Here is a 20,571-nt window from a genome sequence, read left to right on the forward strand (position 1 = left end):
GCCGTAATGGTTTTTCACAGTCGAGTTCGCCCATGGAAATCTCAGGAAGTACCGCTTTTTATGCCGGTCTGAGCACTATTCAGTCCGGGCAGAACCGTGTCGATCAGGCTGCCGGCCAGATCGCCAACACCACTGTCGAACGTTCGCTGAAGAGCCAGTCTTCCGACTCCCAGGTCGAGCGCCTGCTTTCGGTGGATCGTAGCCAGCAGGACTTGTCGAACAGTCTGGTCGACTTGTCCCAGGGCAAGCTCCAGGTCGAACTGGGCGCCAAGGTCGAGAAGGCCGCGGACCAGGCCCTCGGTACGCTGATCGACACCTACGCCTGATCGCTCGGGCGGTTCCGGTAGAACCGCCTCTCCTGCCGTTTCGCCACACGCCGGTTCGCGTGTCGGTACATTCCCCTTGATTCCCCTTGATTCCCCTGATGGCTGATGCAGCTGCAGCCTCGTAGCTGATTGCGCCTGTCCGATAGATCATCCTTCTCTCTCGACTATTCTTTCCTTGTCGTCAGTTACTGGCGTCCAGGCGGAAGGCTATTTCCTGCCCGTGTCGTGCGTCGCATGACCAATGGCGTATGAACGATGCTTGACAAGGCTGGGGCGCAAAACGTATGTTTCAAACAACTGTTTGACCGGCGTGGCAAATCGACGCGGTCGCTTATTCCAGGTTTCATCAGCAGAGGTTTATCGCTATGCCTGACTACAAGGCCCCCTTGCGTGATATTCGCTTCGTTCGTGACGAACTGCTTGGCTACGAAGCGCACTATCAGAGCCTGCCGGCTTGCCAGGAGGCAACTCCGGACATGGTCGACGCCATCCTTGAAGAAGGCGCCAAGTTCTGTGAACAGGTACTGGCTCCGCTGAACCGTGTTGGTGATACCGAAGGCTGCACCTGGAGCGAGTCGGGTGTGAAGACCCCGAGCGGCTTCAAGGAAGCCTACAAGCAGTTCGTCGAGGGTGGCTGGCCAAGCCTGGCCCACGATGTCGCGCACGGCGGCCAGGGCCTGCCGGAGTCGCTGGGCCTGGCGGTCAGTGAGATGGTCGGCGAAGCCAACTGGTCGTGGGGCATGTACCCGGGCCTGTCCCATGGCGCGATGAACACCATTTCCGAGCACGGTACCCCTGAACAGCAGGAGGCCTACCTGACCAAGCTGGTTTCCGGCGAATGGACCGGCACCATGTGCCTGACCGAACCGCACTGCGGTACCGACCTCGGCATGCTGCGTACCAAGGCCGAGCCTCAGGCCGACGGTTCCTACAAGGTCAGCGGGACCAAGATCTTCATTTCGGCCGGTGAACACGACATGGCCGACAACATCGTCCATATCGTTCTGGCACGCCTGCCGGATGCACCGGCCGGCACCAAGGGCATCTCGCTGTTCATCGTGCCCAAGTTCCTGCCTAACGCCGGCGGTTCGGTTGGCCAGCGCAACGCCGTGTCCTGCGGCTCCATCGAACACAAGATGGGCATCCACGGCAACGCCACCTGCGTGATGAACTTCGACGGCGCCACCGGCTTCCTGATCGGTCCGCCGAACAAGGGCCTGAACTGCATGTTCACCTTCATGAACACCGCTCGCCTGGGTACCGCGCTGCAAGGCCTGGCCCACGCCGAGATCGGTTTCCAGGGTGGCCTGAAGTACGCTCGCGAGCGTCTGCAGATGCGTTCCCTGACCGGCCCGAAAGCGCCGGACAAGGCTGCCGACCCGATCATCGTTCACCCTGACGTGCGTCGCATGCTGCTGACCATGAAGGCCTTCGCCGAGGGCAACCGGGCGATGGTGTACTTCACCGCCAAGCAGGTGGACATCGTCAAGTACGGCCAGGACGAGGAGGAGAAGAAGAAGGCTGACGCACTGCTGGCGTTCATGACCCCGATCGCCAAGGCGTTCATGACCGAAGTCGGCTTCGAGGCCGCCAACCACGGCGTGCAGATCTATGGTGGCCACGGCTTCATCGCCGAGTGGGGCATGGAGCAGAACGTTCGCGACAGCCGTATCTCGATGCTGTACGAAGGCACCACCGGTATCCAGGCTCTCGACCTGCTGGGTCGCAAGGTGCTGATGACCCAGGGCGAAGCGCTGAAGGGCTTCACCAAGATCGTCCACAAGTTCTGCCAGGCCAACGAAGGCAACGAGGCCGTCAGCGAGTTCGTTGCGCCACTGGCCGCGTTGAACAAGGAGTGGGGCGAACTGACCATGAAAGTCGGCATGGCCGCCATGAAGGACCGCGAGGAAGTCGGTGCCGCTTCGGTGGACTACCTGATGTACTCCGGCTACGCCTGCCTGGCCTACTTCTGGGCCGACATGGCGCGCCTGGCTGCCGAGAAGCTGGCCGAGGGTACCTCCGACGAAGCGTTCTACACCGCCAAGCTGCAGACCGCGCGCTTCTACTTCCAGCGTATCCTGCCGCGTACCCGTACCCATGTGGCGACCATGCTGTCGGGTGCCAACAACCTGATGGACATGAAAGAAGAGAACTTCAGCCTGGGCTACTGAGCCCGGCCGGAGTGACTTCGAAAAGCCGCTTTCCCTTCGGGGGAAGCGGCTTTTTCATGGGCGCGATTCCTATTGCCGAATTATTGGCGTCAAAAGTGAAAATTCCTGACTGAAACGCTAAGAAGAAGCCGATACCTGCCGTTAAAGAGAGTGCATTCGTGATCTCTGTCACATTCTTTGTGCTTTACTCGCACAAATAAAGGCACAATGCCATCTATTGAATCTGCCGGTCGGAGCTTTACCCTTGCCGCGTTCTACTGCTGTACATGCCAGCCACTTTCTACCCTCCCTCATGTTGTTGCTTGCGGGGCTCGCGGCAGCCTACGTCCGGGACCTCAACGTCTTCTTCACTTCTCTGTTCAACGTTCTGCCGACCCTGGTGCTGTTGCTGGGCGGTTCCTATTGCGCGGTCTATCGGCGCCAGCGCGAACTGTTCCTGATGATCACGGTGTATATCGCCTATTTCCTGCTTTCTACACAGGCTGATTACTACCGCGACCATGGCAAGGTCCGGCAGGACGCGGCAGTGGTTTTCCATCTTGTCTGCCTGCTGTTGCCGTTGCTGTTTGGCGTCTTCGCTGCCTGGCAGGAGCGCACCCACCTGTTCCAGGACATGGTCGCGCGATTCGCCGTACTGCTGGCGGTAGGCAGCGTGGCGCTGGGGCTGGAGCAGAGTTACCCGGAGGCCCTGCTCGACTGGTTGGCGGAAATTCGCTGGCCGGCGTTGCACGGCGCCTGGATGAACCTGATCCAGTTGTCCTATCCGGTGTTCCTCGCCGCATTCGTGCTGCTGACGGTGCAGTACTGGCGTAACCCGCGACCGCTGCATGCAGCGCAGTTGATCGGCTTGCTGGGGTTGTTCTGGATGCTGCCGATGACCTTCATCCTGCCGTTCACCCTGAATATCATGTGCAGCCAGGTGATGTTGATGATCGCTGCGGCGGTGGCCCACGAGGCCTATCAGATGGCGTTCCGCGACGAGCTGACCGGCTTGCCCGGTCGTCGTGCGCTCAACGAGCGGATGCAGCGCCTGGGGCGCAACTATGTGCTGGCGATGACTGACGTCGACCATTTCAAGAAATTCAACGACACCCACGGCCACGACGTAGGGGACCAGGTCTTGCGGTTGGTCGCGAGCAAGCTGGCGAAAGTCAGCGGCGGCGGCCGGGCCTATCGCTACGGTGGCGAGGAGTTCGCCGTGGTGTTCGCCGGCAAGAGCCTGGAGGAGTGCATGCCGCACCTGGAGGTGATTCGCGAGGTCATCGCCAACTACAACATTCACCTGCGCAACCCGGAGAGCCGCCCGCAGGACGACCAGCAAGGCCGCCAGCGCCGAGCGGGCAGCGGCGCGACCAGCGTCTCGGTGACGATCAGTATCGGCGTCGCCGAACGCCAGGCGGACCAGCGCACGCCGGAGGAAGTACTCAAGTCTGCCGACCAGGCGCTCTATGCCGCCAAGGGCGCCGGGCGTAACTGCGTGATGGCTGCCGGGCAGACCGCCAAGCGTGGCGCGGTACGCACTGGCGAGGCCGTGGGCTGAGTGATGGTGGAGCATTCAGCGGCTGGACTGTGATTGCCCAGGGGCGGGCGCCGACAGTAGGTTGAATCATCTGCTGCCGGAGAAACGACCATGCCTGACTACAAAGCCCCGCTACGCGACATGCGCTTTCTGCTCGACCATGTTTTCGACTTCCATGCCCACTACGAACGCCTCGGTGCCAGTGATGCCAGCCCGGACATGGTCGGGGCGATCCTCGACGAAGGCGCGAAATTCTGCGAACAGGTGCTGGCGCCGCTGAACCGCTCCGGCGATGAAGAGGGCTGCCATTTCGACAATGGCGTGGTGACCACGCCCAAGGGTTTCAAGCAGGCCTTTGCCCAGTACGTCGAAGCCGGCTGGCATGGCCTGGCGGCCGATCCGGCCTATGGCGGCCAGGGCCTGCCGCAGTCGCTGGGGCTGGTGATCAGCGAGATGATCGGTTCCAGCAACACGTCCTGGGGCATGTACCCCGGTCTGACCCACGGCGCCATGTCGGCGATCCACGCCCACGGCACCGAACAGCAGAAACAGGCCTACCTGGGCAAGCTGACCGCCGGCGAATGGACCGGCACCATGTGCCTGACCGAAGCCCATTGCGGCACCGACCTGGGGCTGATCAAGACCCGCGCCGTGCCCCAGGCCGATGGCAGCTACGCGGTGTCGGGGAGCAAGATCTTCATTTCCGCCGGCGAGCACGACATGAGCCGCAACATCGTTCATCTGGTGTTGGCCAAGTTGCCGGACGCGCCGGCCGGCACCAAGGGCATCTCGCTGTTCATCGTGCCCAAGTTCCTGCCCGATGCGGCGGGCGACGCCGGCGAGCGCAACGGCGTGAACTGTGGCTCCATCGAACACAAGATGGGCATCAAGGCCTCGGCCACCTGCGTGCTGAATTTCGACTCCGCCAAGGGTTTCCTGATCGGCGAGGCGAACAAGGGCCTCAACTGCATGTTCACCATGATGAACCATGCTCGCCTGGGGACCGGAATGCAGGGCCTGTGCCTGGGCGAGGCCAGTTTCCAGGGCGCGGTCCGCTACGCCAGCGACCGCTTGCAGATGCGCTCGCTGACCGGGCCCAAGGCACCGGACAAGGCCGCGGACCCGATCATCGTCCACCCGGATGTGCGGCGCATGCTGCTGACCATGAAGGCGTTCAACGAAGGCAACCGCGCGCTGACCTACTTCACCGCGCAGTGGCTCGATATCGCCCACCGCGCCGCGCAGCCCGAGCAGCGCCAGGAGGCCGAGGACCTGCTGGCGTTCCTGACGCCGATCTGCAAGGCGTTCATGACCGAAACCGGGCTGGAGGTGACCAACCACGGCATGCAGGTATTTGGTGGCCACGGCTTCATTCGCGAGTGGGGCATGGAACAACTGGTACGTGATTGCCGGATTGCGCCGATCTACGAGGGTACCAACGGCATCCAGGCGCTGGACCTGCTGGGGCGCAAGGTACTCGGCAGCCAGGGCAAGCTGTTGCGCGGCTTTACCCGGATCGTGCACAAGTTCTGCGAGGCTCATTCCGGACATGCGCAGCTTGGCGCCTACGTAGCGCAACTCGACCAGTTGAACCGCGAGTGGGGCGACCTGACGCTGCTGGTCGGCAAGGCGGCCATGCAGAACCCGGATGAAGTGGGGGCGGCGGCGGTGGATTACCTGATGTACAGCGGCTACATCGTCCTCGCCTACCTGTGGCTGCGCATGGCGCTGGTGGCCCAGGCACAACTGGCGGAGGGCAGCGGCGATGTGGATTATTGCCAGGGCAAGCTGGCAACCTGCGAGTTCTACTTCAAGCGGTTGTTGCCGCGCACCTCCAGTCATCGGGCGGCGGTGGAGGCGGGGAGCGAAAGTCTGATGCGGTTGCCGGCGGAGTTGTTTGCCCTGTAGCTGATGATTTGCCGTGATGGACCTCTTCGCGGGCGAGTCGGGTCGCCGTACCGCCGCGAAGAGGCCTCGGCATCCACCGGGACGATCCGTCTGCAGGTGCGTGACTAAAGATAACAAAAACGTCACGTGATGACCCTATGTGTCTGAAAAGTTGTTAAGGTACACTCAAGCCTTCGTAAATCGGTCCCGCACGGACCACATCGTTCTAGATCCTGCGAGGTTTGCCATGGCTGACTACAAAGCGCCCCTGCGCGATATGCGCTTCGTCCTCAATGAAGTCTTCGAGGTCGCCAACCTCTGGGCCCAATTGCCTGCCCTGGCCGAGACCGTCGACGCACAAACCGTCGAGGCGATTCTCGAGGAAGCTGGCAAGGTGACTGCCAAGAGCATCGCGCCCCTGAGCCGGATTGGCGACGAAGAAGGCTGCCGCTGGGACAATTGCGCAGTCAACACGCCCAGCGGTTTCCCGCAGGCCTACCAGACCTATGCCGAGGGTGGCTGGGTCGGCGTCGGCGGCGACCCGGCGTTCGGTGGCATGGGCATGCCCAAGGCCGTGTCGGCCCAGGTCGAGGAGATGATCAACTCGGCCAGCCTCGCCTTTGGCCTGTACCCGATGCTGACTTCCGGTGCCTGCGTATCGATCAACACCCACGCCAGCGAAGAGCTCAAGGCAACCTACCTGCCGAACATGTACGCCGGTGCCTGGGCCGGTTCGATGTGCCTGACCGAACCCCATGCCGGCACCGACCTGGGAATTATCCGTACCAAGGCCGAACCGCAGGCGGACGGTTCCTACAAGATCAGCGGCACCAAGATCTTCATCACCGGTGGCGAGCACGATCTGACCGAGAACATCATCCATCTGGTGCTGGCCAAGCTGCCGGATGCACCGGCCGGTCCGAAAGGCATCTCGCTGTTCCTGGTGCCCAAGTTCCTGGTCAATGCCGACGGCAGCCTGGGCGCGCGCAACCCGGCGACCTGTGGTTCGATCGAGCACAAGATGGGGATCCAGGCGTCGGCGACTTGCGTGATGAACTTCGACGAGGCCGTGGGTTACCTGGTGGGCGAGCCGAACAAGGGGCTGGCGGCGATGTTCACCATGATGAACTACGAACGCCTGGGCGTTGGTATCCAGGGCCTGGCTTCCGGCGAGCGTTCCTACCAGAACGCCATCGAATATGCCCGTGACCGTCTGCAGAGCCGTTCACCGACCGGCCCGAAGGCCAAGGACAAGGCGGCCGACCCGATCATCGTGCATCCGGACGTGCGTCGCATGCTGCTGACCATGAAGGCGGCAAACGAAGGCGGCCGGGCATTCTCTACCTATGTGGCGATGCAGCTCGACACCGCCAAGTTCAGCGAGGACGCTGCGGCCCGCAAGCGTGCCGATGAACTGGTGGCCTTGCTGACGCCGGTGGCCAAGGCGTTCCTCACCGACCTGGGCCTGGAAACCACGGTTCACGGCCAGCAGGTCTTCGGTGGCCACGGTTATGTGCGTGAGTGGGGCCAGGAGCAACTGGTGCGTGACGTGCGCATTACCCAGATCTACGAAGGTACCAACGGTATCCAGGCGCTGGATCTGGTGGGCCGCAAGATCGTTGGCAGCGGCGGCGCCTACTATCGGTTGTTCGCCGAGGAAGTGCGGCACTTCATCGACACCGCGAGCGCCGACCTGGCCGAGTTCACCAAACCCCTGGCGGCCGCGGTGGACAACCTCGACGAGCTGACCAATTGGGTGCTCGACCGCTCCAGGAGCAACCCCGACGAGATCGGTGCGGCATCAGTCGAATACCTGCACACCTTCGGCTACACCGCATACGCCTACATGTGGGCGCTGATGGCCAGGGCAGCCTTGGGCAAGGAGCAGGAAGAGACGTTCTACGCGAGCAAACTGGGCACCGCGCGCTTCTATTTCGCACGCCTGCTGCCGCGTATTCACTCGCTGACGGCGTCGGTAAAAGCGGGCAGCGAATCGCTGTTCCTGCTCGATGCGGAGCAGTTTTGATACTGAATGCGTCATGTAAGCATTTGCTTACATGACGCGCTGCTGTTTGCCCATATCGTCGTTTTGGATCCAGCGGTAATCTACATATGAAGGACGTCGAGCAGGAAGCTCAAAGCAAAACACGGACACGTAGGGATTCCGCCAGGATGGTGGAGCGAAATGGATGTCAGGGAAACAGTCTGCAAAGCCCCGCTTCGGCGGGGTTTTCTTTTGCCCGCGAAAAAGTTTCTTCAGCCCAGGCTTTCGAGCCCCGCAGCTCCCGGCAGGTGGGCGACCGGGCTGTTCATCACATCGTCCAGCAGCACCCGCAGCAGCTCCAGCGATGCCTGCTGGCGTTGCACGTCCCGACACACCAGGCCGACCCGTAGCGACACCCGTGGTTCCGTGAGCGGCTTCCACAGCAGGTCATGGTCATCATGTTCGTCCCGCGAGCGCCCCGGCAGCACGGTGGCCAACCGGGTATGGGGCAGGCTGTCGAGAATCCCCGCCATGTTGTTCAGTTCGGCCTGGACCTGTGGGCGACGGCCGAGGTTGGCCAGTTGCGCCTGCCAGATCTGGCGGATCTGGAACTCTTCGCCGAGCAGCAGCATTGGCAGTTCGGCCGCCTGGCCGAGCGAGACTTTCTTGAATTCGCGCAACGGATGCTCGGCGGGAATCACCAGTTGCAGCTCGTCTTCGTACAGCGGTAATCCATGCAGTCCCGGTTGGCGTGGTGGCAGATAACTGATGCCGATATCCAGCGAGCCGTTGAGCAGCCGTCGTTCGATTTCGAGGCCGGTCAATTCGTAGATCTGCACCACCAGGTGCGGATGGGCCTTGCGCACCCGTTCGAGCATCTGCGGCACCAGGCTGGTGTGCACGGTCTGCAGCACCCCGATGGCGAGTGTGCGCAGCGCCTGCCCCTGGAAGTTGCGCAGGGCTTCACGGGCCCGCTGCATGCCGTCTAGCAGCGGCAGGGCATGGTTGTACAGCGTGTGCGCGGCCAGGGTCGGCAGCAGGCGCTTGCTGCTGCGTTCGAACAGGCTGACGTCGAGGTTGTGTTCCAGGTGGCGTATCTGTTGCGACAGGGCTGGCTGGGAGATCGATAGCCGTTCGGCGGCACGCCCGACGTGGCCTTCTTCATACACCGCGACGAAATAACGCAGTTGCTTGAAATCCATAAGTGATACTTATCGAAAATGCTCGAAAAACGAAATGGCCGTGAATGCCTCGGGGCCCTAGTCTAACCCCAATTCAAAGGGCTTACAGGGCCAGAGCGTGCGATGAATACCGTTTGCGTGGATGGTGTTTACATAGGCAAGGCAAAAAATCTTGGGCAGGGTCTGGTCAGCGATACGGATAAACACCGGGTTGCCAGCCGGCTCTGGTTGTGGCCACAGGGGTTGGGCAGCGACGAGCAGGGGGATCCGCGTTTCCACAGCGGCCCGGAGCGGGCGTTGCATCATTACCCCGCCGAGCACTATGACCACTGGCGCAAACGGTATCCGCAGTTCGAATGGGCAGCACCGGCCTTTGGCGAGAACCTCTCGACCCATGGCCTGACTGAAGAGCATGTGTGCCTCGGCGATCTGTTTCGCTGGGGCGGTGCGTTGCTGCAGGTCAGCCAGCCCCGTTCGCCGTGCTATCGCCTGAGCCACCGCTGGGGCCTGCCCGAACTGCCACAGCAGGCCCAGGACAGCGGGCGCTGCGGCTGGTTCTATCGGGTGCTCAAGCCCGGTTTCGTCAGCGCCGACCAACCATTCGAACTGCTCCAGCGCAGCTATCCGGGCCTCAGCGTGGCCTGGGCGCTGCACGCGTTCTATGTTGAACCGCTGGAGCATGCCGGGCTGAAGAAACTGGTGGACTGTCCGGCGCTGTCCTCGCGCTGGCGCGACATTGCCATTCGCCGCTTGCGCAGCGGCCGGGTCGAGGACTGGTCTGCTCGGCTGCTCGGGTTGCCGCTGGAAGGTCTGCGCGCATGAATCTGTTCAAACTGCGCCGGCCGCAGCCGAGCCTCGATGACCTGACCGCCGACTATCAACCCCGCACCCGGCACGAGCAGGCGCCCAGCGAGCACTTGATGCCCGCCACCGAACGGCCGAGCCCGGTTTTCGTCCGCGGCCAGGGTTCCTGGGTGTGGGACAGCGAAGAGCGGGCCTACCTGGATTTCAGCCAGGGCGGCGGCAGCAACAGCCTCGGCCACAGTCCCGGTGTGCTGGCCCATGCACTGGCAGACCAGGCTCACAGCCTGATCAATGTCGGGGCGGGCTTCCATAACCCGGTGCAATCGAAATTGGCCGACCGTCTGTGTCGCGCCACTGGCAGCGACCAGGTGCATTTCCTCAACAGCGGCTCGGAGGCCTGCGAGGCGGCGATCAAGCTGGCGCGCAAGTGGGGTCAGCTGCATCGCGGCGGTGCCTACCGGATCATCAGCGCGAGCAATGCCTGCCATGGTCGCAGCTTTGGTGCGATGTCGGCGTCCGGCCAGGATTGCTTCGGCAACCGTTTCGAGCCCCAGTTGCCGGGCTTCAGCCAGGTACCGTTCAACGACCTTGATGCGTTGCATGTCGCAGTGGACGCCAAGACCGTGGCGATCATGCTCGAACCCATCCAGCGTGCCGCCGGCGTCACCCCGGCGACCCGGGAGTATCTCCAGGGTGTTGAGCGGTTGTGTCGGGAGTTGGGCATCCTGCTGATCTTCGACGAGGTGCAGACCGGCATTGGTCGCTGTGGCAGCCTGCTGGCCGAGCAACTGTATGAGGTGCGCGCCGACATCATCGTCCTCGGCAAGGGCCTGGGTGGCGGTGCACCGCTGTCGGCGCTGCTGGCACGGGGTACGGCATGTTGTTTCGAGGCCGGGGAGATCGGCGGCAGTCATCACGGCAATGCGCTGATGAGCGCGGCCGGCCTGGCGGTACTCGAGACGCTGCTCAAGCACGGTTTTCTCGCCGAAGTAGCCGAGCGCGGCGAGTACTTGCGGCAGGGCCTCGATCGGCTGGCGCGGCGTTACGAACAGGGCGGCTTGCGTGGTGCAGGACTGCTCTGGGGCCTGACCTTGAGCGATGCCTCGGCGGATGCGGTGGTCAAGGCTGCGCTGCAGGAAGGCCTGTTGCTCGATGCGCCCACCAGCGACAGCCTGCGCTTTTCCCCGGCCCTGACCGTCAGTCAGAGCACCATCGACGAAATGCTGCTGCGCCTGGCCCGCGCCTTTTCCCGGGTGCGTACCGCCCAGGTGCAATGCCGCAAGGGTATCGCCGTCTGACCCAGCCCGCTGCCTTTTCCTGAACCTGTTTCCGAACCGTCTCGCGGTATAACGCGTCGCCCTGTGCCTGACTCTTTTGGCACGGGGTGTTTTTTTCTGGGCGGCGTTCCAGCTTGTCTTCCCTGTGAATCGAGCGCAGTTGCCTTTGGGCGGAAAGAGGCGTGATGGAATTGAATTTATGTACCACCTGGTGGTATGTTTTATGGAGAAGGATTTCCATGCGATACAGGGTTTTCAAAACCAGGGGATTCGCCGCCAGCGCCAAAAAGGCAAAGATCGACGACGCCGAACTGGTGCTGGCGATGGGCGCGGTGATCAGGGGGCAGGCCGACAACCTGGGTGGCGGGGTGTGGAAAAAGCGCCTGAACGAAAATCGCCACCGTTCCATCGTCCTGGCCCGGGGCCGGTGTTACTGGGTCTTCCAGTTTCTGTTCGCCAAGAGTGACCAGGGCAATATCAGCCAGCAGGAACTCCAGGCCTTCAAGGCATTGGCGAAGGCTTATGAGAACCTGAACAGCCGGCAGATTCGGCAACTGCTGGATATGAGAGAGTTTGTGGAGATAGCGTATGAGCAAGCGGTATAAATCCGAGGCCTTGGCGTCGGTCCATGAGTCGGCCAGCGCCCTGCGCGCCGTCGGCGCGATCAACAAGGCGACCATGCGTGAGTTCGACGAGTCGTGCCTGGCAGCGGTGCCGGATGAGATCGCGCCCGAGCAGATCAAGTCGTTGCGTGAGCGCAACCATGTCAGCCAGCCGGTGTTCGCCCGTTACCTGAACACCAGCGTGTCGACGGTCAAGCAGTGGGAGGCTGGCGACAAGCAGCCCAGCGGCATGGCGCTCAAGCTGCTGAGCATCGTCCAGAAGCACGGCCTGCAGATACTCGCCTGAGCGCAGCCGCGCCGAGGTGCTCAGCCCTTGGCGATCAGGCGCGAGTTGCGCTCGTTGCGAAATACCAGCTGTTCAATGGCCGGGCCAGCCAGGTTGGCTTCTTCGCGGGCCTGCAGGATCACGTCGTGGTGATGGGACTTGGCGCATACAGGGTCGGCATTGCTGGCGTCTCCGGTGAGCATGAAGGCTTGGCAGCGACAGCCGCCGAAATCCTTTTCCTTCTCGTCACAGGAGCGGCAGGGTTCGGGCATCCACTCGTAACCGCGAAAGCGGTTGAAACCGAACGAGTCGTACCAGATGTGTTGCAGGCTGTGATCGCGCACATTGGGGAACTGCACCGGCAGTTGCCGTGCGCCATGGCAGGGTAGTGCGGTGCCGTCCGGGGTGACGGTGAGGAACAGGCTGCCCCAGCCATTCATACAGGCTTTCGGGCGTTCCTCGTAGTAGTCCGGGGTGACGAAAATCAGTTTGCAGGGGTTGCCTTCAGCCTGCAGCCGGGCACGGTATTCATTGGTGATGCGCTCGGCGCGCTGCAGTTGCTCGCGGGTCGGCAACAGGCCCTGGCGATTGAGCTGTGCCCAGCCGTAGAACTGGCAAGTGGCGAGTTCGACGAAGTCCGCCTCCAGGGCCAGGCACAGCTCGATGATGCGGTCGATCCGGTCGATGTTGTGCCGATGGGTGACGAAGTTCAGCACCATCGGGTAGCCATGGGCTTTCACGGCCCGGGCCATCTCCAGCTTTTGCGCGAAAGCCTTCTTCGAGCCGGCCAGCAGATTGTTCACCTGCTCGTCGCTGGCCTGGAAGCTGATCTGGATATGGTCCAGGCCGGCCTGCCGGAAGTCGCTGATCTTCTGCTCGGTCAGGCCGATGCCGGAAGTGATCAGGTTGGTGTAGAAGCCCAGCCGACGCGCCTCGGCGATCAGCTCGACGAGGTCCTGGCGCACCAGGGGTTCGCCCCCGGAAAAACCCAACTGGGCGGCGCCCATTTCCCGTGCCTCGCGCAACACCTTGAACCACTGTTCGGTGTCCAGTTCCTGGCCCTGTCCGAAGAAGTCCAGCGGGTTGGAGCAGTACGGGCATTGCAGCGGGCAGCGATAGGTCAATTCGGCGAGCAGCCATAGTGGCAGGCCGACTTCCGGTTTGGGCGGCAGTTTGGAATCAGGCCAGTTCGATCCAGTGCTCTGCACGGGCGACCTCCATGAACTGCTCGATATCCTCGCCAAGCTCCGGGACATCGGGGAACTGCTTTTGCAGTTCGGCGATGATTGCCGCCACATTGCGCTGACTATCGATCAGCCCTCCAATCAGGGCCGCGCTCTCGTTGAGCTTGATCATGCCTTCCGGGTACAGCAGTACATGGCCCTTCTGTGCCGGTTCGTACTGGAAACGATAGCCGGGGCGCCATTTGGGGGTCATGCCGCGATCGAAGCTCATAGGGCGATTCCTCGGTGCCAGACCCGCTGGTCGGTCACGCTGTGGTAGGGCGGACGATGCAGCTCGTAGGCCATGCTCATGGCATCGAGCATGCTCCAGAGAATGTCCAGTTTGAACTGTAGGATCTCCAGCATGCGTTGCTGCCCTTCATAGGTCGTGTAATGCTGCAGGGTGATCTCCAGCCCGTGCTCGACATCGCGCCGGGCCTGGCCCAGACGGGTGCGGAAGTACTCGTAGCCGGCGGGATCGATCCAGGGGTAGTGCTGTGGCCAGCTGTCCAGGCGCGACTGGTGGATTTGTGGTGCGAACAGCTCGGTCAGCGAACTGCTGGCGGCTTCCTGCCAACTGGCCCGACGGGCGAAGTTGACATAGGCGTCCACGGCAAAACGCACGCCGGGCAGCACCAGTTCCTGGGAACGCAGTTGCTCGGGATCAAGGCCGACTGCCTGGCCCAGGCGCAGCCAGGCTTCGATGCCGCCATCCTCGCCGGGGGCGCCATCATGGTCGAGCAGGCGCTGGATCCACTCGCGACGGATTTCCCGGTCGGGGCAGTTGGCCAGGATCGCCGCGTCCTTGAGGGGAATGTTGACCTGGTAGTAGAAACGGTTGGCGACCCAGCCCTGGATTTGTTCGCGGGTGGCGCGGCCTTCATACATCGCCACATGGTAGGGGTGATGAATATGGTAATAGGCGCCCTTGGCGCGTAGCGCCTGTTCGAACTCGGCGCGGGACAGCGGGGTGTCGCTCATGCGGTGGTGCTCCTACAGCTCGATGCTCATGCCGTCGTAGGCAACCTCGACATTGCGCCGTAGCAGTTCGGCGCGCTGCGGCGAGTCTTCGTCGAGAATCGGGTTGGTGTTGTTGATATGGATAAGGACCTTGCGCTGTGCCGGGAGTTGCTCCAGCACGTCGAGCATGCCGCCAGGGCCGCTCTGCGCCAGGTGGCCCATTTCCCGGCCGGTACGGGTGCCGACGCCGCGGCGCTGCATTTCATCGTCATCCCACAGGGTGCCGTCGACCAGCAGGCAGTCGCTTTCGGCCATGATCCGCAGCAGCGGTTCGTCGACCTTGCCCAGGCCTGGAGCGTAGAACAGTTTGCCCCCGGTACGCAGGTCCTCGACGATCAGGCCGATGTTGTCGCCCGGGTGCGGGTCGAAGCGGTGTGGCGAATAGGGCGGGGCGGCGCTGCGTAGAGGTAGCGGAGTGAAACGCAGGTTGGGGCAGGCCGGGATGGTGAAGTTGCCTTCGAGTTCGATGCGTTGCCAGTCGAGGCCGCCATTCCAGTGGGTCAGCATCTTGAACAGGGGGAAGCCGGTGCTCAGGTCTTCCTTCACCATGTCGGTGCACCAGACCTGATGCGGGCAGCCCTCGCGCAGGCTGAGCAGGCCGGTGGTGTGGTCGATCTGGCTGTCCATCAGGATGATCGCGCTGATGCCGGTATCCCGCAGTGCCCGGCCGGGCTGCAGGGGGGCGAAATCCTGGAGTTGGGCGCGGATATCCGGCGAGGCGTTGCACAGTACCCAGTTCACGCCATCATCAGAGAGGGCGATGGAGGATTGGGTACGTGCGGTGGCCCTCAGGCTGCCATCGCGAAAGCCCGCGCAGTTGGCGCAGTTGCAGTTCCACTGGGGAAAGCCGCCGCCGGCGGCGGAACCGAGAATCTGGACGAACATGACGCTGTTACTCACTCAGGGACTGAAAATGAAAACGCCCCGGCGAACCGAGGCGTTGCGCTGCATACCAACGGATCAACGGTTGGCGAAGTACATGGTGACTTCGAAGCCGATGCGCAGGTCGGTGTAGGCGGGTTTGGTCCAGGCCATGAGTGACTCCTTCGGTTGGGTGGATGGGTGTCTCTACATATAGTCCACCTCCGCGAGGAGATGTTCAAATGCTTAGCAAGCTAATGTTACTGAATCTTACCGGGTAAGTAGACCGTTTTCTTGGAGAAAGCTCATTGCAGGCCGGGTAATGATCCGCTCGCCGCCGGCCAACCGGGCCGCGGCGCTGGGCCGTTGGCCAGGCACAGCCAGCCGCCGGTGGCCTGGTTGAGTTGTTTGGCGGCGGTTTGCAGCCGCTCGCGTTCCAGGCTGCGAATCGCCGAAGCGAGGCATTCGAGATAATCCGACGAGTGGTTGGCCAGATGCGCCTGCCAGAGCAGCTCGGCGGCCTGCCCCAGGGGCAGATCAGCCAGGTTGAACTGCGCGGCCAGCGCTTCAAGCTGGGCGTGCCAGGCACTGTCGTCGAGGTTGTCGACCCGTTCGGCAAGGCTTGCCAGGAAATCTTCGAAGTGTCCGAGCAGGTCGGCCAGCGATGTGTTGGGAGACTGCACGCCGAGCAGCAGACTGGTGCGCCCCTGGATCTGACGGACGTTGCTGAACACCGCGTAGCCCAATTGCAGTTCGACCCGAAGACGCTGGTAGAACGGCGCCTGGATCAATTGGCCGAGTGCGCGCCAGCAGGCATCGTCGACGATGCTATCGCTGGCGACAGGGCAGAACAGCAGCAAGGCCTGTTCGCCGCTTGCGCAGGGCACGGTTTGCCAGCGCTTTTCACCCGGCACCACGTGCCGTGGAGGCACTTGCCGTGTCGGGATGCCGGGGGCGCGGCTCAAGGCATTGTTGAGGGCCGGTTGGGCGGCGGGGAAACCGATGGCCAGTCCCTGCCATTTGGCGTTGGCCCAGAGTGCGCCCAGTCGTTCGGTATCCCATGTGGACTCAATGGCGGGCTGTGCCTGCTCGGACAACTGCCTGATCAGTTCGCGGATGGGGATCAGTGGCTTGGGTTGTTCGATTGGCGCCTGCCAGATCGTCTCGGCGGGGTTTACCAGGCCGCGCAGGGCCTGTTCGAGAATTGCCGGAATGGGTTCGCGCCAACCGCTGAGCTGGAGTTGCCAGGCATCGGCCTGGACCGTGAAGGACATTTCGACGCCGGCCTGCCGCGCCTGGGCTCGCAGGTTGTGCAGGCTCTGGTCCAGCCGTGCATGCAGGGTTGTGGTATCGCTCGGGGTATCCAGTTGCCAGCGCAGGTAGACGGATGCCTCGCCGCTGTCGTTCGCCGGCAGCTCTATGTGGGTGATGGCAGACGAGTCGCGGCGTTTGTGCAGGCGATCCTGGGCGAAAGTGCGCAGACCGCGGTGGGCGCTGGTCTGCCCGCGGATCAGGCCCGGATGTTCGGCTGGCGCGCTGGAACGCAGGAAGGGGTTGGCTGGAGGCAGTCGCCAGGCCATCGTCGAGTTATCCACAGAGGCGATCCTGTTCCGGCCCAGCATGGCCTTGAGGGCGTACAGGGCGGTCTCCGAGAACTCCGAGGCGGCGTCGCCAGCGTCTCGTCGTGCCTGTTCCAGGGCCGTGCTGCTGCGGATCTTGCGGTTCTGCAACAGGCGGTATTCCCGGCGCAGCCCGGGCCAGTCGGCGTGGCTGGCGAAGAAGGCCAGCCATTCGTCCAGCAGGCCCTGGATTGCGGCGCTCTGGCCGGCACCCTCAGGTGTCAGTTCGACTTCGATCCGTACGAGCGCTTGGCCGGCGAACTGATAGAGCGGCGTGGCCTTCAGCGAATTTATCCACAGGCGCTCGCGCAACGCCGCCGAGAGCCCGCCGGGCTGGCTGTCGTTGAGCCAGGTGCAGAGAAAGTCCACGGCCTGCCAGGCGCCCTCGGGCAGATCTTCCCAGCCCAGGAGCAGGTCGAGCTGTTGTTCGTTGGCCTGTTGATAACTTCGGCTGCCATTTTCGAACAGTGCCGGCGGCGCTTTCTGCTCGATCGCCTGGCCTGGGCGAAGGCTGGCGGTCAGGGTTTGCGCCAGGGACTTCAGTTCATCCAGCGACTGCGGTCCGACCAGGCCCAGAGTCATTTGCCCGGTCTGGTAGAAGCCTTGGTAAAAGCTGAGCAGCGCCTGTTGGAAGGCCGGGTCTTCGACCTGCAGGCTGGCGCGATTGCCGGCATGCACGCCACGCAGCGGATGACGCTCGGATAATCCGGCGTAAAGCTGGAATTGCCGTTGGGCCACCGTGTCTCGCGACCAGGCGATGAACTCCGCCTCCAGTACTTCACGTTCGCGCAGTTGTTCATCCGGTGCCAGGCGTGCCCGGCCAAGCATGTCGCACAGGCGCTCAAGCCCGCCGGCGAAGGCCTGGGGCGGCAGTTCGAAAAAGAACTCGGTGCTGCGCTCACGGGTTTGGGCATTCACTTGGCCACCGTGGTGCTGGACGTAGGCCATCAGCCCGTCAGTGGCGGCAAAGCGCTCGGTGCCGAGGAACAACAGGTGTTCGAGAAAGTGTGCCAGGCCTGGCCATTGCGCCGGCCCGTCATGACTGCCCGCCGCAACCCGCAAGCTCGCCGCGCACCGTTTCAGTTGTGGCGCATGGCGCAGCGAGACCCGCAGGCCATTGGCCAGGAGGGCGCGTTCGGGGGCTTGGGTGGTGGGCGCAGACATGGGCACTTCCGTTTCAGAGAAGCGCCCATGCTAGCGGATAACGCCGGTTCAGTCCCGGCCGAGGTGGCCGTAGAGCGCGGGGCGGCGGTCCAGCAGGTAGCGGTTGCTGGCCCGCGATTGCTGCATCGCGGCACGATCCAGGGTGCCCATGATCAACGCTTCATCAAGTCCGGCGTGGGCGATCCGGCTGCCGTCCGGTGCGGCGATGCTGCTCTGGCCGCAGTAGTGGATGTCGTCCTCGTGGCCGCAGTAGTTGGCATAGGCCACGTAGCACTGGTTTTCGAAGGCGCGGGCGCGGATGGTTACGTCGGCGACGAAGTCGAACGGCACCATGTTGGCGGTAGGCACCAGGATAAGTTCGGCGCCGGCCAGGGCCAGGCGCCGGGTGTTTTCCGGGAACTCCACGTCGTAGCAGATCAGCAGCCCGAGTTTCCAGCCATTGAGTTCGACCACCGGGAACTCGTCCGGCCCGGCACTGAACATCGAGTGATCGAGGTCGCCGAACAGATGGGTCTTGCGGTAGTTGCACAGGCTGTTTCCCTGGGCATCGATCAATTGCACTGCGTTGTAGATATTGCCGTCTTCCGTGCGTTCCGGATAACCGTAGGCGATGGCGACATTCGCCGCCCTGGCCAGCGCGGCGATGTGTTGCGCCGCCGCGCCGTCGTAGGGTTGTGCCAGCGCCGCGACGGCCTCGGGGCCGATGTTGTAGCCGGTCAGGAACATCTCCGGCAGCACCAGCACATCGGCACCATGGGCTTCGCCCAGCAGTTGCTGCAATCGTTGCAGGTTGCCCGCCACATCAAGGGGCAGCGGTGGGCATTGGTAGAGCGCTACGCGCATGGCATCGACTCCATTCAATCGGCCAGGGCGATCGGGCCGATGTCGGCGAACACATCACCTGGGCCAGGGTTCTCGGCGTGGGTGCGGCCACCGAAGTGATTCATGATGCCCCACACCGCGTTGAGCGAGGTCTGGACCGCACCCTCGACCCAGGCCGGGGTCCAGGACACATCATCACCGGCGATGAAGATGCCACGCTGTTCGGCCGGCATGTCGGCCTGCATGAAGTGCGCGTACATCCGCTGGTTGTAGCGGTAATGGCCGGGCAATGCGCCCTTGAAGGCACCGAGGAAATGCGGGTCGGCTTCCCATGACACGGTGATCGGGTCGCCGATGATGCGTGCGGCGATATCTACTTTCGGGTAGATCTTCTTCAGTGCATCCAGGGCCAGCTTGACCCGCTTGTCGATGGGCTGCGGCAGCATTTTCAGCGCATCGCTCATCCACGAGTAGGACAGGCAGATCACGCCCGGCTTGTCGTCGCCATTGTCGAACAGGTAGGTGCCCCGAGTGAGGCGATCGGTCAGGGTCATGCTCATCAGGTCGCGACCGGTTTGCGGGTCCTTGTCCTTCCAGAATGGCCGGTCGACCATGACGAAGGTTTTCGACGACTGCATGTAGCGCGTGCGGTCCAGCGCCATCCACATCTTCTGTGAGAACAGCGATTCCTCGCACTCGATCTGGGTGGTCAGCAGCCAGCTCTGGCAGGTGGTCAGTACGGCGGCGTAGTGACGGGTGTCGCCCCAGTTGTCGGTCACGGCGAAGCGGCCGTCGGCGGCGCGGGCGATGCGTTTCACGCCGGTCCGCGGTGCGCCGTGTTGCAGCGAGCTGAGACTGGTGCCGGCCGGCCAATGGGCGCAGCGCTCCGGCACATGTCGCCAGATACCCAGTGGTACCTGCTCGACGCCACCGACCACCAGGTGCTGGTGATCGTCGCAGTTGGTCATGACCACGCGGAAGATTTCCAGCATCGAGTTGGGGAAGTCCGAGTCCCAGCCGCCGGTACCGAAACCGACCTGGCCGAACACTTCACGGTGATGGAACGACAACTTGGCGAAGGCCTTCGAGGTGGCGACGAAGTCATAGAAGGTGCGGTCGTCCCACAGCGGCACCAGGGTGTTCCACAACTCCTTCAGGCGCGGCACATCGCGGTCGCGGATAGCCTGCTGGATATCCCCGAAGCGTGAGCCGTCTTCCAGGGCATCGGCCCAGGCGTCGGCGACTTCCTGGAACAACGCCGGCAGGTCGGCGAGTTTTTCCGCGTAGTGGGTTTGCCCTTCGAGGTCGATCACCGTGCTGCCGGAGGCCGGGGTCAGCGGGTTGGGGAAAGGCTTGGTTTCCAGGCCGAGCTTGTCGACATAGTGATAGAACGCGGTGGACGACACCGGAAAGCGCATCCCGCCCAGCTCGGCGATGATGCCCTTGGCGCCTTCGAACTCCTGGGAGCGCAGGCGCCCGCCCATCTTCGAGGCTTCGTATACCACTGGCTTGAGGCCCAGCTTCATCAATTCGTAGGCGGCCACCAGGCCCGCGATACCGGCGCCGACGATGGCGACTTCGGCGCCATGGTTTTCCACGGGAATGCTGCCCAGGCCGGCTGGGTGCTCGATCCAGTCATCGAAGGCGAAAGGAAAGTCCGGGCCGAAAATGGTGACCGGTTTTTTACCGTCGGCTGGGTGGCGGTTCTTCTTGTTCATGGCGGACCTTGCTGGCGACTCGCAGCGGGAGCGTTACCCGGCTGGAGTATAGATAGGAAAAGACTGACGCCATTGTAGGGAGCGCGGAGTACGTAAATAAGACGCAA

General features: G+C 62.9%; 18 protein-coding genes. 9 read left to right on the forward strand and 9 right to left on the reverse strand.

The window, feature by feature from the left end:
* Positions 1 to 32: 32 nt before the first annotated feature.
* The 5 genes from AC6I6U_RS06320 to AC6I6U_RS06340 all read left to right on the forward strand — a co-directional run bounded on the left by AC6I6U_RS06320 (position 33) and on the right by AC6I6U_RS06340 (position 7,929).
* Complete coding sequence (locus AC6I6U_RS06320; protein WP_497881177.1) at positions 33 to 326, forward strand: pyrroloquinoline quinone biosynthesis protein PqqE; 294 nt, start codon at positions 33 to 35, stop codon at positions 324 to 326.
* Positions 327 to 691: 365 nt separating this feature from the next.
* Positions 692 to 2,497: a phenylacyl-CoA dehydrogenase gene (locus AC6I6U_RS06325; protein WP_497881178.1), complete on the forward strand. Its 1,806-nt coding sequence runs from the start codon at positions 692 to 694 to the stop codon at positions 2,495 to 2,497.
* A 244-nt stretch (positions 2,498 to 2,741) separates the two neighbouring features.
* Positions 2,742 to 4,037 (forward strand): GGDEF domain-containing protein, encoded by a 1,296-nt coding sequence (locus AC6I6U_RS06330; protein ID WP_497881179.1) that lies wholly within the window; start codon positions 2,742 to 2,744, stop codon positions 4,035 to 4,037.
* A 90-nt stretch (positions 4,038 to 4,127) separates the two neighbouring features.
* Positions 4,128 to 5,924 carry an acyl-CoA dehydrogenase C-terminal domain-containing protein gene (locus tag AC6I6U_RS06335; protein ID WP_497881180.1) on the forward strand — a complete coding sequence of 599 codons (1,797 nt, stop codon included), beginning with the start codon at positions 4,128 to 4,130 and terminating at the stop codon, positions 5,922 to 5,924.
* 226 nt (positions 5,925 to 6,150) lie between these two features.
* Positions 6,151 to 7,929, forward strand: a complete 1,779-nt coding sequence (locus AC6I6U_RS06340) for an acyl-CoA dehydrogenase C-terminal domain-containing protein (RefSeq protein ID WP_497881181.1) — start codon at positions 6,151 to 6,153, stop codon at positions 7,927 to 7,929.
* A gap of 230 nt (positions 7,930 to 8,159) precedes the next feature.
* On the opposite strand, the gene AC6I6U_RS06345 is transcribed toward AC6I6U_RS06340, so the two are convergent.
* On the reverse strand, positions 8,160 to 9,089 hold the full coding sequence (locus AC6I6U_RS06345; protein ID WP_497881182.1) for a LysR family transcriptional regulator: 930 nt from the start codon (positions 9,087 to 9,089) through the stop codon (positions 8,160 to 8,162).
* A 102-nt stretch (positions 9,090 to 9,191) separates the two neighbouring features.
* On the opposite strand from AC6I6U_RS06345, the gene AC6I6U_RS06350 reads away from it, so the two are divergent.
* From AC6I6U_RS06350 to AC6I6U_RS06365, 4 genes are all read left to right on the forward strand, one after another.
* Positions 9,192 to 9,890 (forward strand): MOSC domain-containing protein, encoded by a 699-nt coding sequence (locus AC6I6U_RS06350; protein WP_497881183.1) that lies wholly within the window; start codon positions 9,192 to 9,194, stop codon positions 9,888 to 9,890.
* Positions 9,887 to 11,170, forward strand: coding sequence for an aspartate aminotransferase family protein (locus AC6I6U_RS06355; protein WP_497881184.1), 1,284 nt, complete (start codon positions 9,887 to 9,889; stop codon positions 11,168 to 11,170). Before AC6I6U_RS06350 ends, AC6I6U_RS06355 begins: the two co-directional genes overlap by 4 nt.
* 218 nt (positions 11,171 to 11,388) lie before the next feature.
* Complete coding sequence (locus AC6I6U_RS06360) at positions 11,389 to 11,754, forward strand: type II toxin-antitoxin system RelE/ParE family toxin (RefSeq protein WP_497882996.1); 366 nt, start codon at positions 11,389 to 11,391, stop codon at positions 11,752 to 11,754.
* The gene (locus tag AC6I6U_RS06365) at positions 11,738 to 12,058 is read left to right on the forward strand and encodes a helix-turn-helix domain-containing protein (RefSeq protein ID WP_497881185.1); all 321 of its coding nucleotides are present in this window, start codon (positions 11,738 to 11,740) and stop codon (positions 12,056 to 12,058) included. Before AC6I6U_RS06360 ends, AC6I6U_RS06365 begins: the two co-directional genes overlap by 17 nt.
* Positions 12,059 to 12,078: 20 nt before the next feature.
* Here the strand turns inward: AC6I6U_RS06365 and pqqE are convergent, their stop codons facing one another.
* The 8 genes from pqqE to AC6I6U_RS06405 all read right to left on the reverse strand — a co-directional run bounded on the left by pqqE (position 12,079) and on the right by AC6I6U_RS06405 (position 20,464).
* Positions 12,079 to 13,245, reverse strand: coding sequence for a pyrroloquinoline quinone biosynthesis protein PqqE (gene pqqE, locus AC6I6U_RS06370; RefSeq protein ID WP_497881186.1), 1,167 nt, complete (start codon positions 13,243 to 13,245; stop codon positions 12,079 to 12,081).
* A complete protein-coding gene (gene pqqD / locus AC6I6U_RS06375) occupies positions 13,217 to 13,492 on the reverse strand; it encodes a pyrroloquinoline quinone biosynthesis peptide chaperone PqqD (protein ID WP_497881187.1) in 276 nt (91 codons plus the stop codon). Before pqqD ends, pqqE begins: the two co-directional genes overlap by 29 nt.
* A complete protein-coding gene (gene pqqC, locus AC6I6U_RS06380) occupies positions 13,489 to 14,241 on the reverse strand; it encodes a pyrroloquinoline-quinone synthase PqqC (protein ID WP_497881188.1) in 753 nt (250 codons plus the stop codon). Before pqqC ends, pqqD begins: the two co-directional genes overlap by 4 nt.
* 12 nt (positions 14,242 to 14,253) lie before the next feature.
* Positions 14,254 to 15,165 (reverse strand): pyrroloquinoline quinone biosynthesis protein PqqB, encoded by a 912-nt coding sequence (pqqB, locus tag AC6I6U_RS06385; protein WP_497881189.1) that lies wholly within the window; start codon positions 15,163 to 15,165, stop codon positions 14,254 to 14,256.
* 75 nt (positions 15,166 to 15,240) lie between these two features.
* Complete coding sequence (gene pqqA, locus AC6I6U_RS06390; RefSeq protein ID WP_054057055.1) at positions 15,241 to 15,315, reverse strand: pyrroloquinoline quinone precursor peptide PqqA; 75 nt, start codon at positions 15,313 to 15,315, stop codon at positions 15,241 to 15,243.
* 131 nt (positions 15,316 to 15,446) lie between these two features.
* Entirely contained in the window at positions 15,447 to 17,924 is a 2,478-nt protein-coding gene (gene pqqF, locus AC6I6U_RS06395; protein ID WP_497881190.1) for a pyrroloquinoline quinone biosynthesis protein PqqF, read from the reverse strand.
* Between the two features lie 48 nt (positions 17,925 to 17,972).
* Positions 17,973 to 18,767 (reverse strand): carbon-nitrogen hydrolase family protein, encoded by a 795-nt coding sequence (locus AC6I6U_RS06400; protein WP_497881191.1) that lies wholly within the window; start codon positions 18,765 to 18,767, stop codon positions 17,973 to 17,975.
* Positions 18,768 to 18,781: 14 nt separating this feature from the next.
* Complete coding sequence (locus AC6I6U_RS06405; protein ID WP_497881192.1) at positions 18,782 to 20,464, reverse strand: flavin monoamine oxidase family protein; 1,683 nt, start codon at positions 20,462 to 20,464, stop codon at positions 18,782 to 18,784.
* Between the last annotated feature and the right edge of the window lie 107 nt (positions 20,465 to 20,571).

The organism is Pseudomonas sp. UTLPPB19802 (genome assembly GCF_059730225.1).

Excerpts from the sequence above, each read along its gene's own strand:
- AC6I6U_RS06335 (WP_497881180.1), top strand. The coding sequence starts at position 4,128 with ATGCCTGACTACAAAGCCCCGCTACGCGACATGCGCTTTCTGCTCGAC.
- AC6I6U_RS06405 (WP_497881192.1), bottom strand. The coding sequence starts at position 20,464 with ATGAACAAGAAGAACCGCCACCCAGCCGACGGTAAAAAACCGGTCACC.
- AC6I6U_RS06345 (WP_497881182.1), bottom strand. The coding sequence starts at position 9,089 with ATGGATTTCAAGCAACTGCGTTATTTCGTCGCGGTGTATGAAGAAGGC.
- AC6I6U_RS06360 (WP_497882996.1), top strand. The coding sequence starts at position 11,389 with ATGCGATACAGGGTTTTCAAAACCAGGGGATTCGCCGCCAGCGCCAAA.
- pqqB (WP_497881189.1), bottom strand. The coding sequence starts at position 15,165 with ATGTTCGTCCAGATTCTCGGTTCCGCCGCCGGCGGCGGCTTTCCCCAG.
- AC6I6U_RS06325 (WP_497881178.1), top strand. The coding sequence starts at position 692 with ATGCCTGACTACAAGGCCCCCTTGCGTGATATTCGCTTCGTTCGTGAC.
- AC6I6U_RS06320 (WP_497881177.1), top strand. The coding sequence starts at position 33 with ATGGAAATCTCAGGAAGTACCGCTTTTTATGCCGGTCTGAGCACTATT.
- pqqD (WP_497881187.1), bottom strand. The coding sequence starts at position 13,492 with ATGAGCTTCGATCGCGGCATGACCCCCAAATGGCGCCCCGGCTATCGT.
- pqqF (WP_497881190.1), bottom strand. The coding sequence starts at position 17,924 with ATGTCTGCGCCCACCACCCAAGCCCCCGAACGCGCCCTCCTGGCCAAT.
- AC6I6U_RS06350 (WP_497881183.1), top strand. The coding sequence starts at position 9,192 with ATGAATACCGTTTGCGTGGATGGTGTTTACATAGGCAAGGCAAAAAAT.
- AC6I6U_RS06340 (WP_497881181.1), top strand. The coding sequence starts at position 6,151 with ATGGCTGACTACAAAGCGCCCCTGCGCGATATGCGCTTCGTCCTCAAT.
- AC6I6U_RS06365 (WP_497881185.1), top strand. The coding sequence starts at position 11,738 with ATGAGCAAGCGGTATAAATCCGAGGCCTTGGCGTCGGTCCATGAGTCG.
- AC6I6U_RS06400 (WP_497881191.1), bottom strand. The coding sequence starts at position 18,767 with ATGCGCGTAGCGCTCTACCAATGCCCACCGCTGCCCCTTGATGTGGCG.
- AC6I6U_RS06355 (WP_497881184.1), top strand. The coding sequence starts at position 9,887 with ATGAATCTGTTCAAACTGCGCCGGCCGCAGCCGAGCCTCGATGACCTG.
- pqqC (WP_497881188.1), bottom strand. The coding sequence starts at position 14,241 with ATGAGCGACACCCCGCTGTCCCGCGCCGAGTTCGAACAGGCGCTACGC.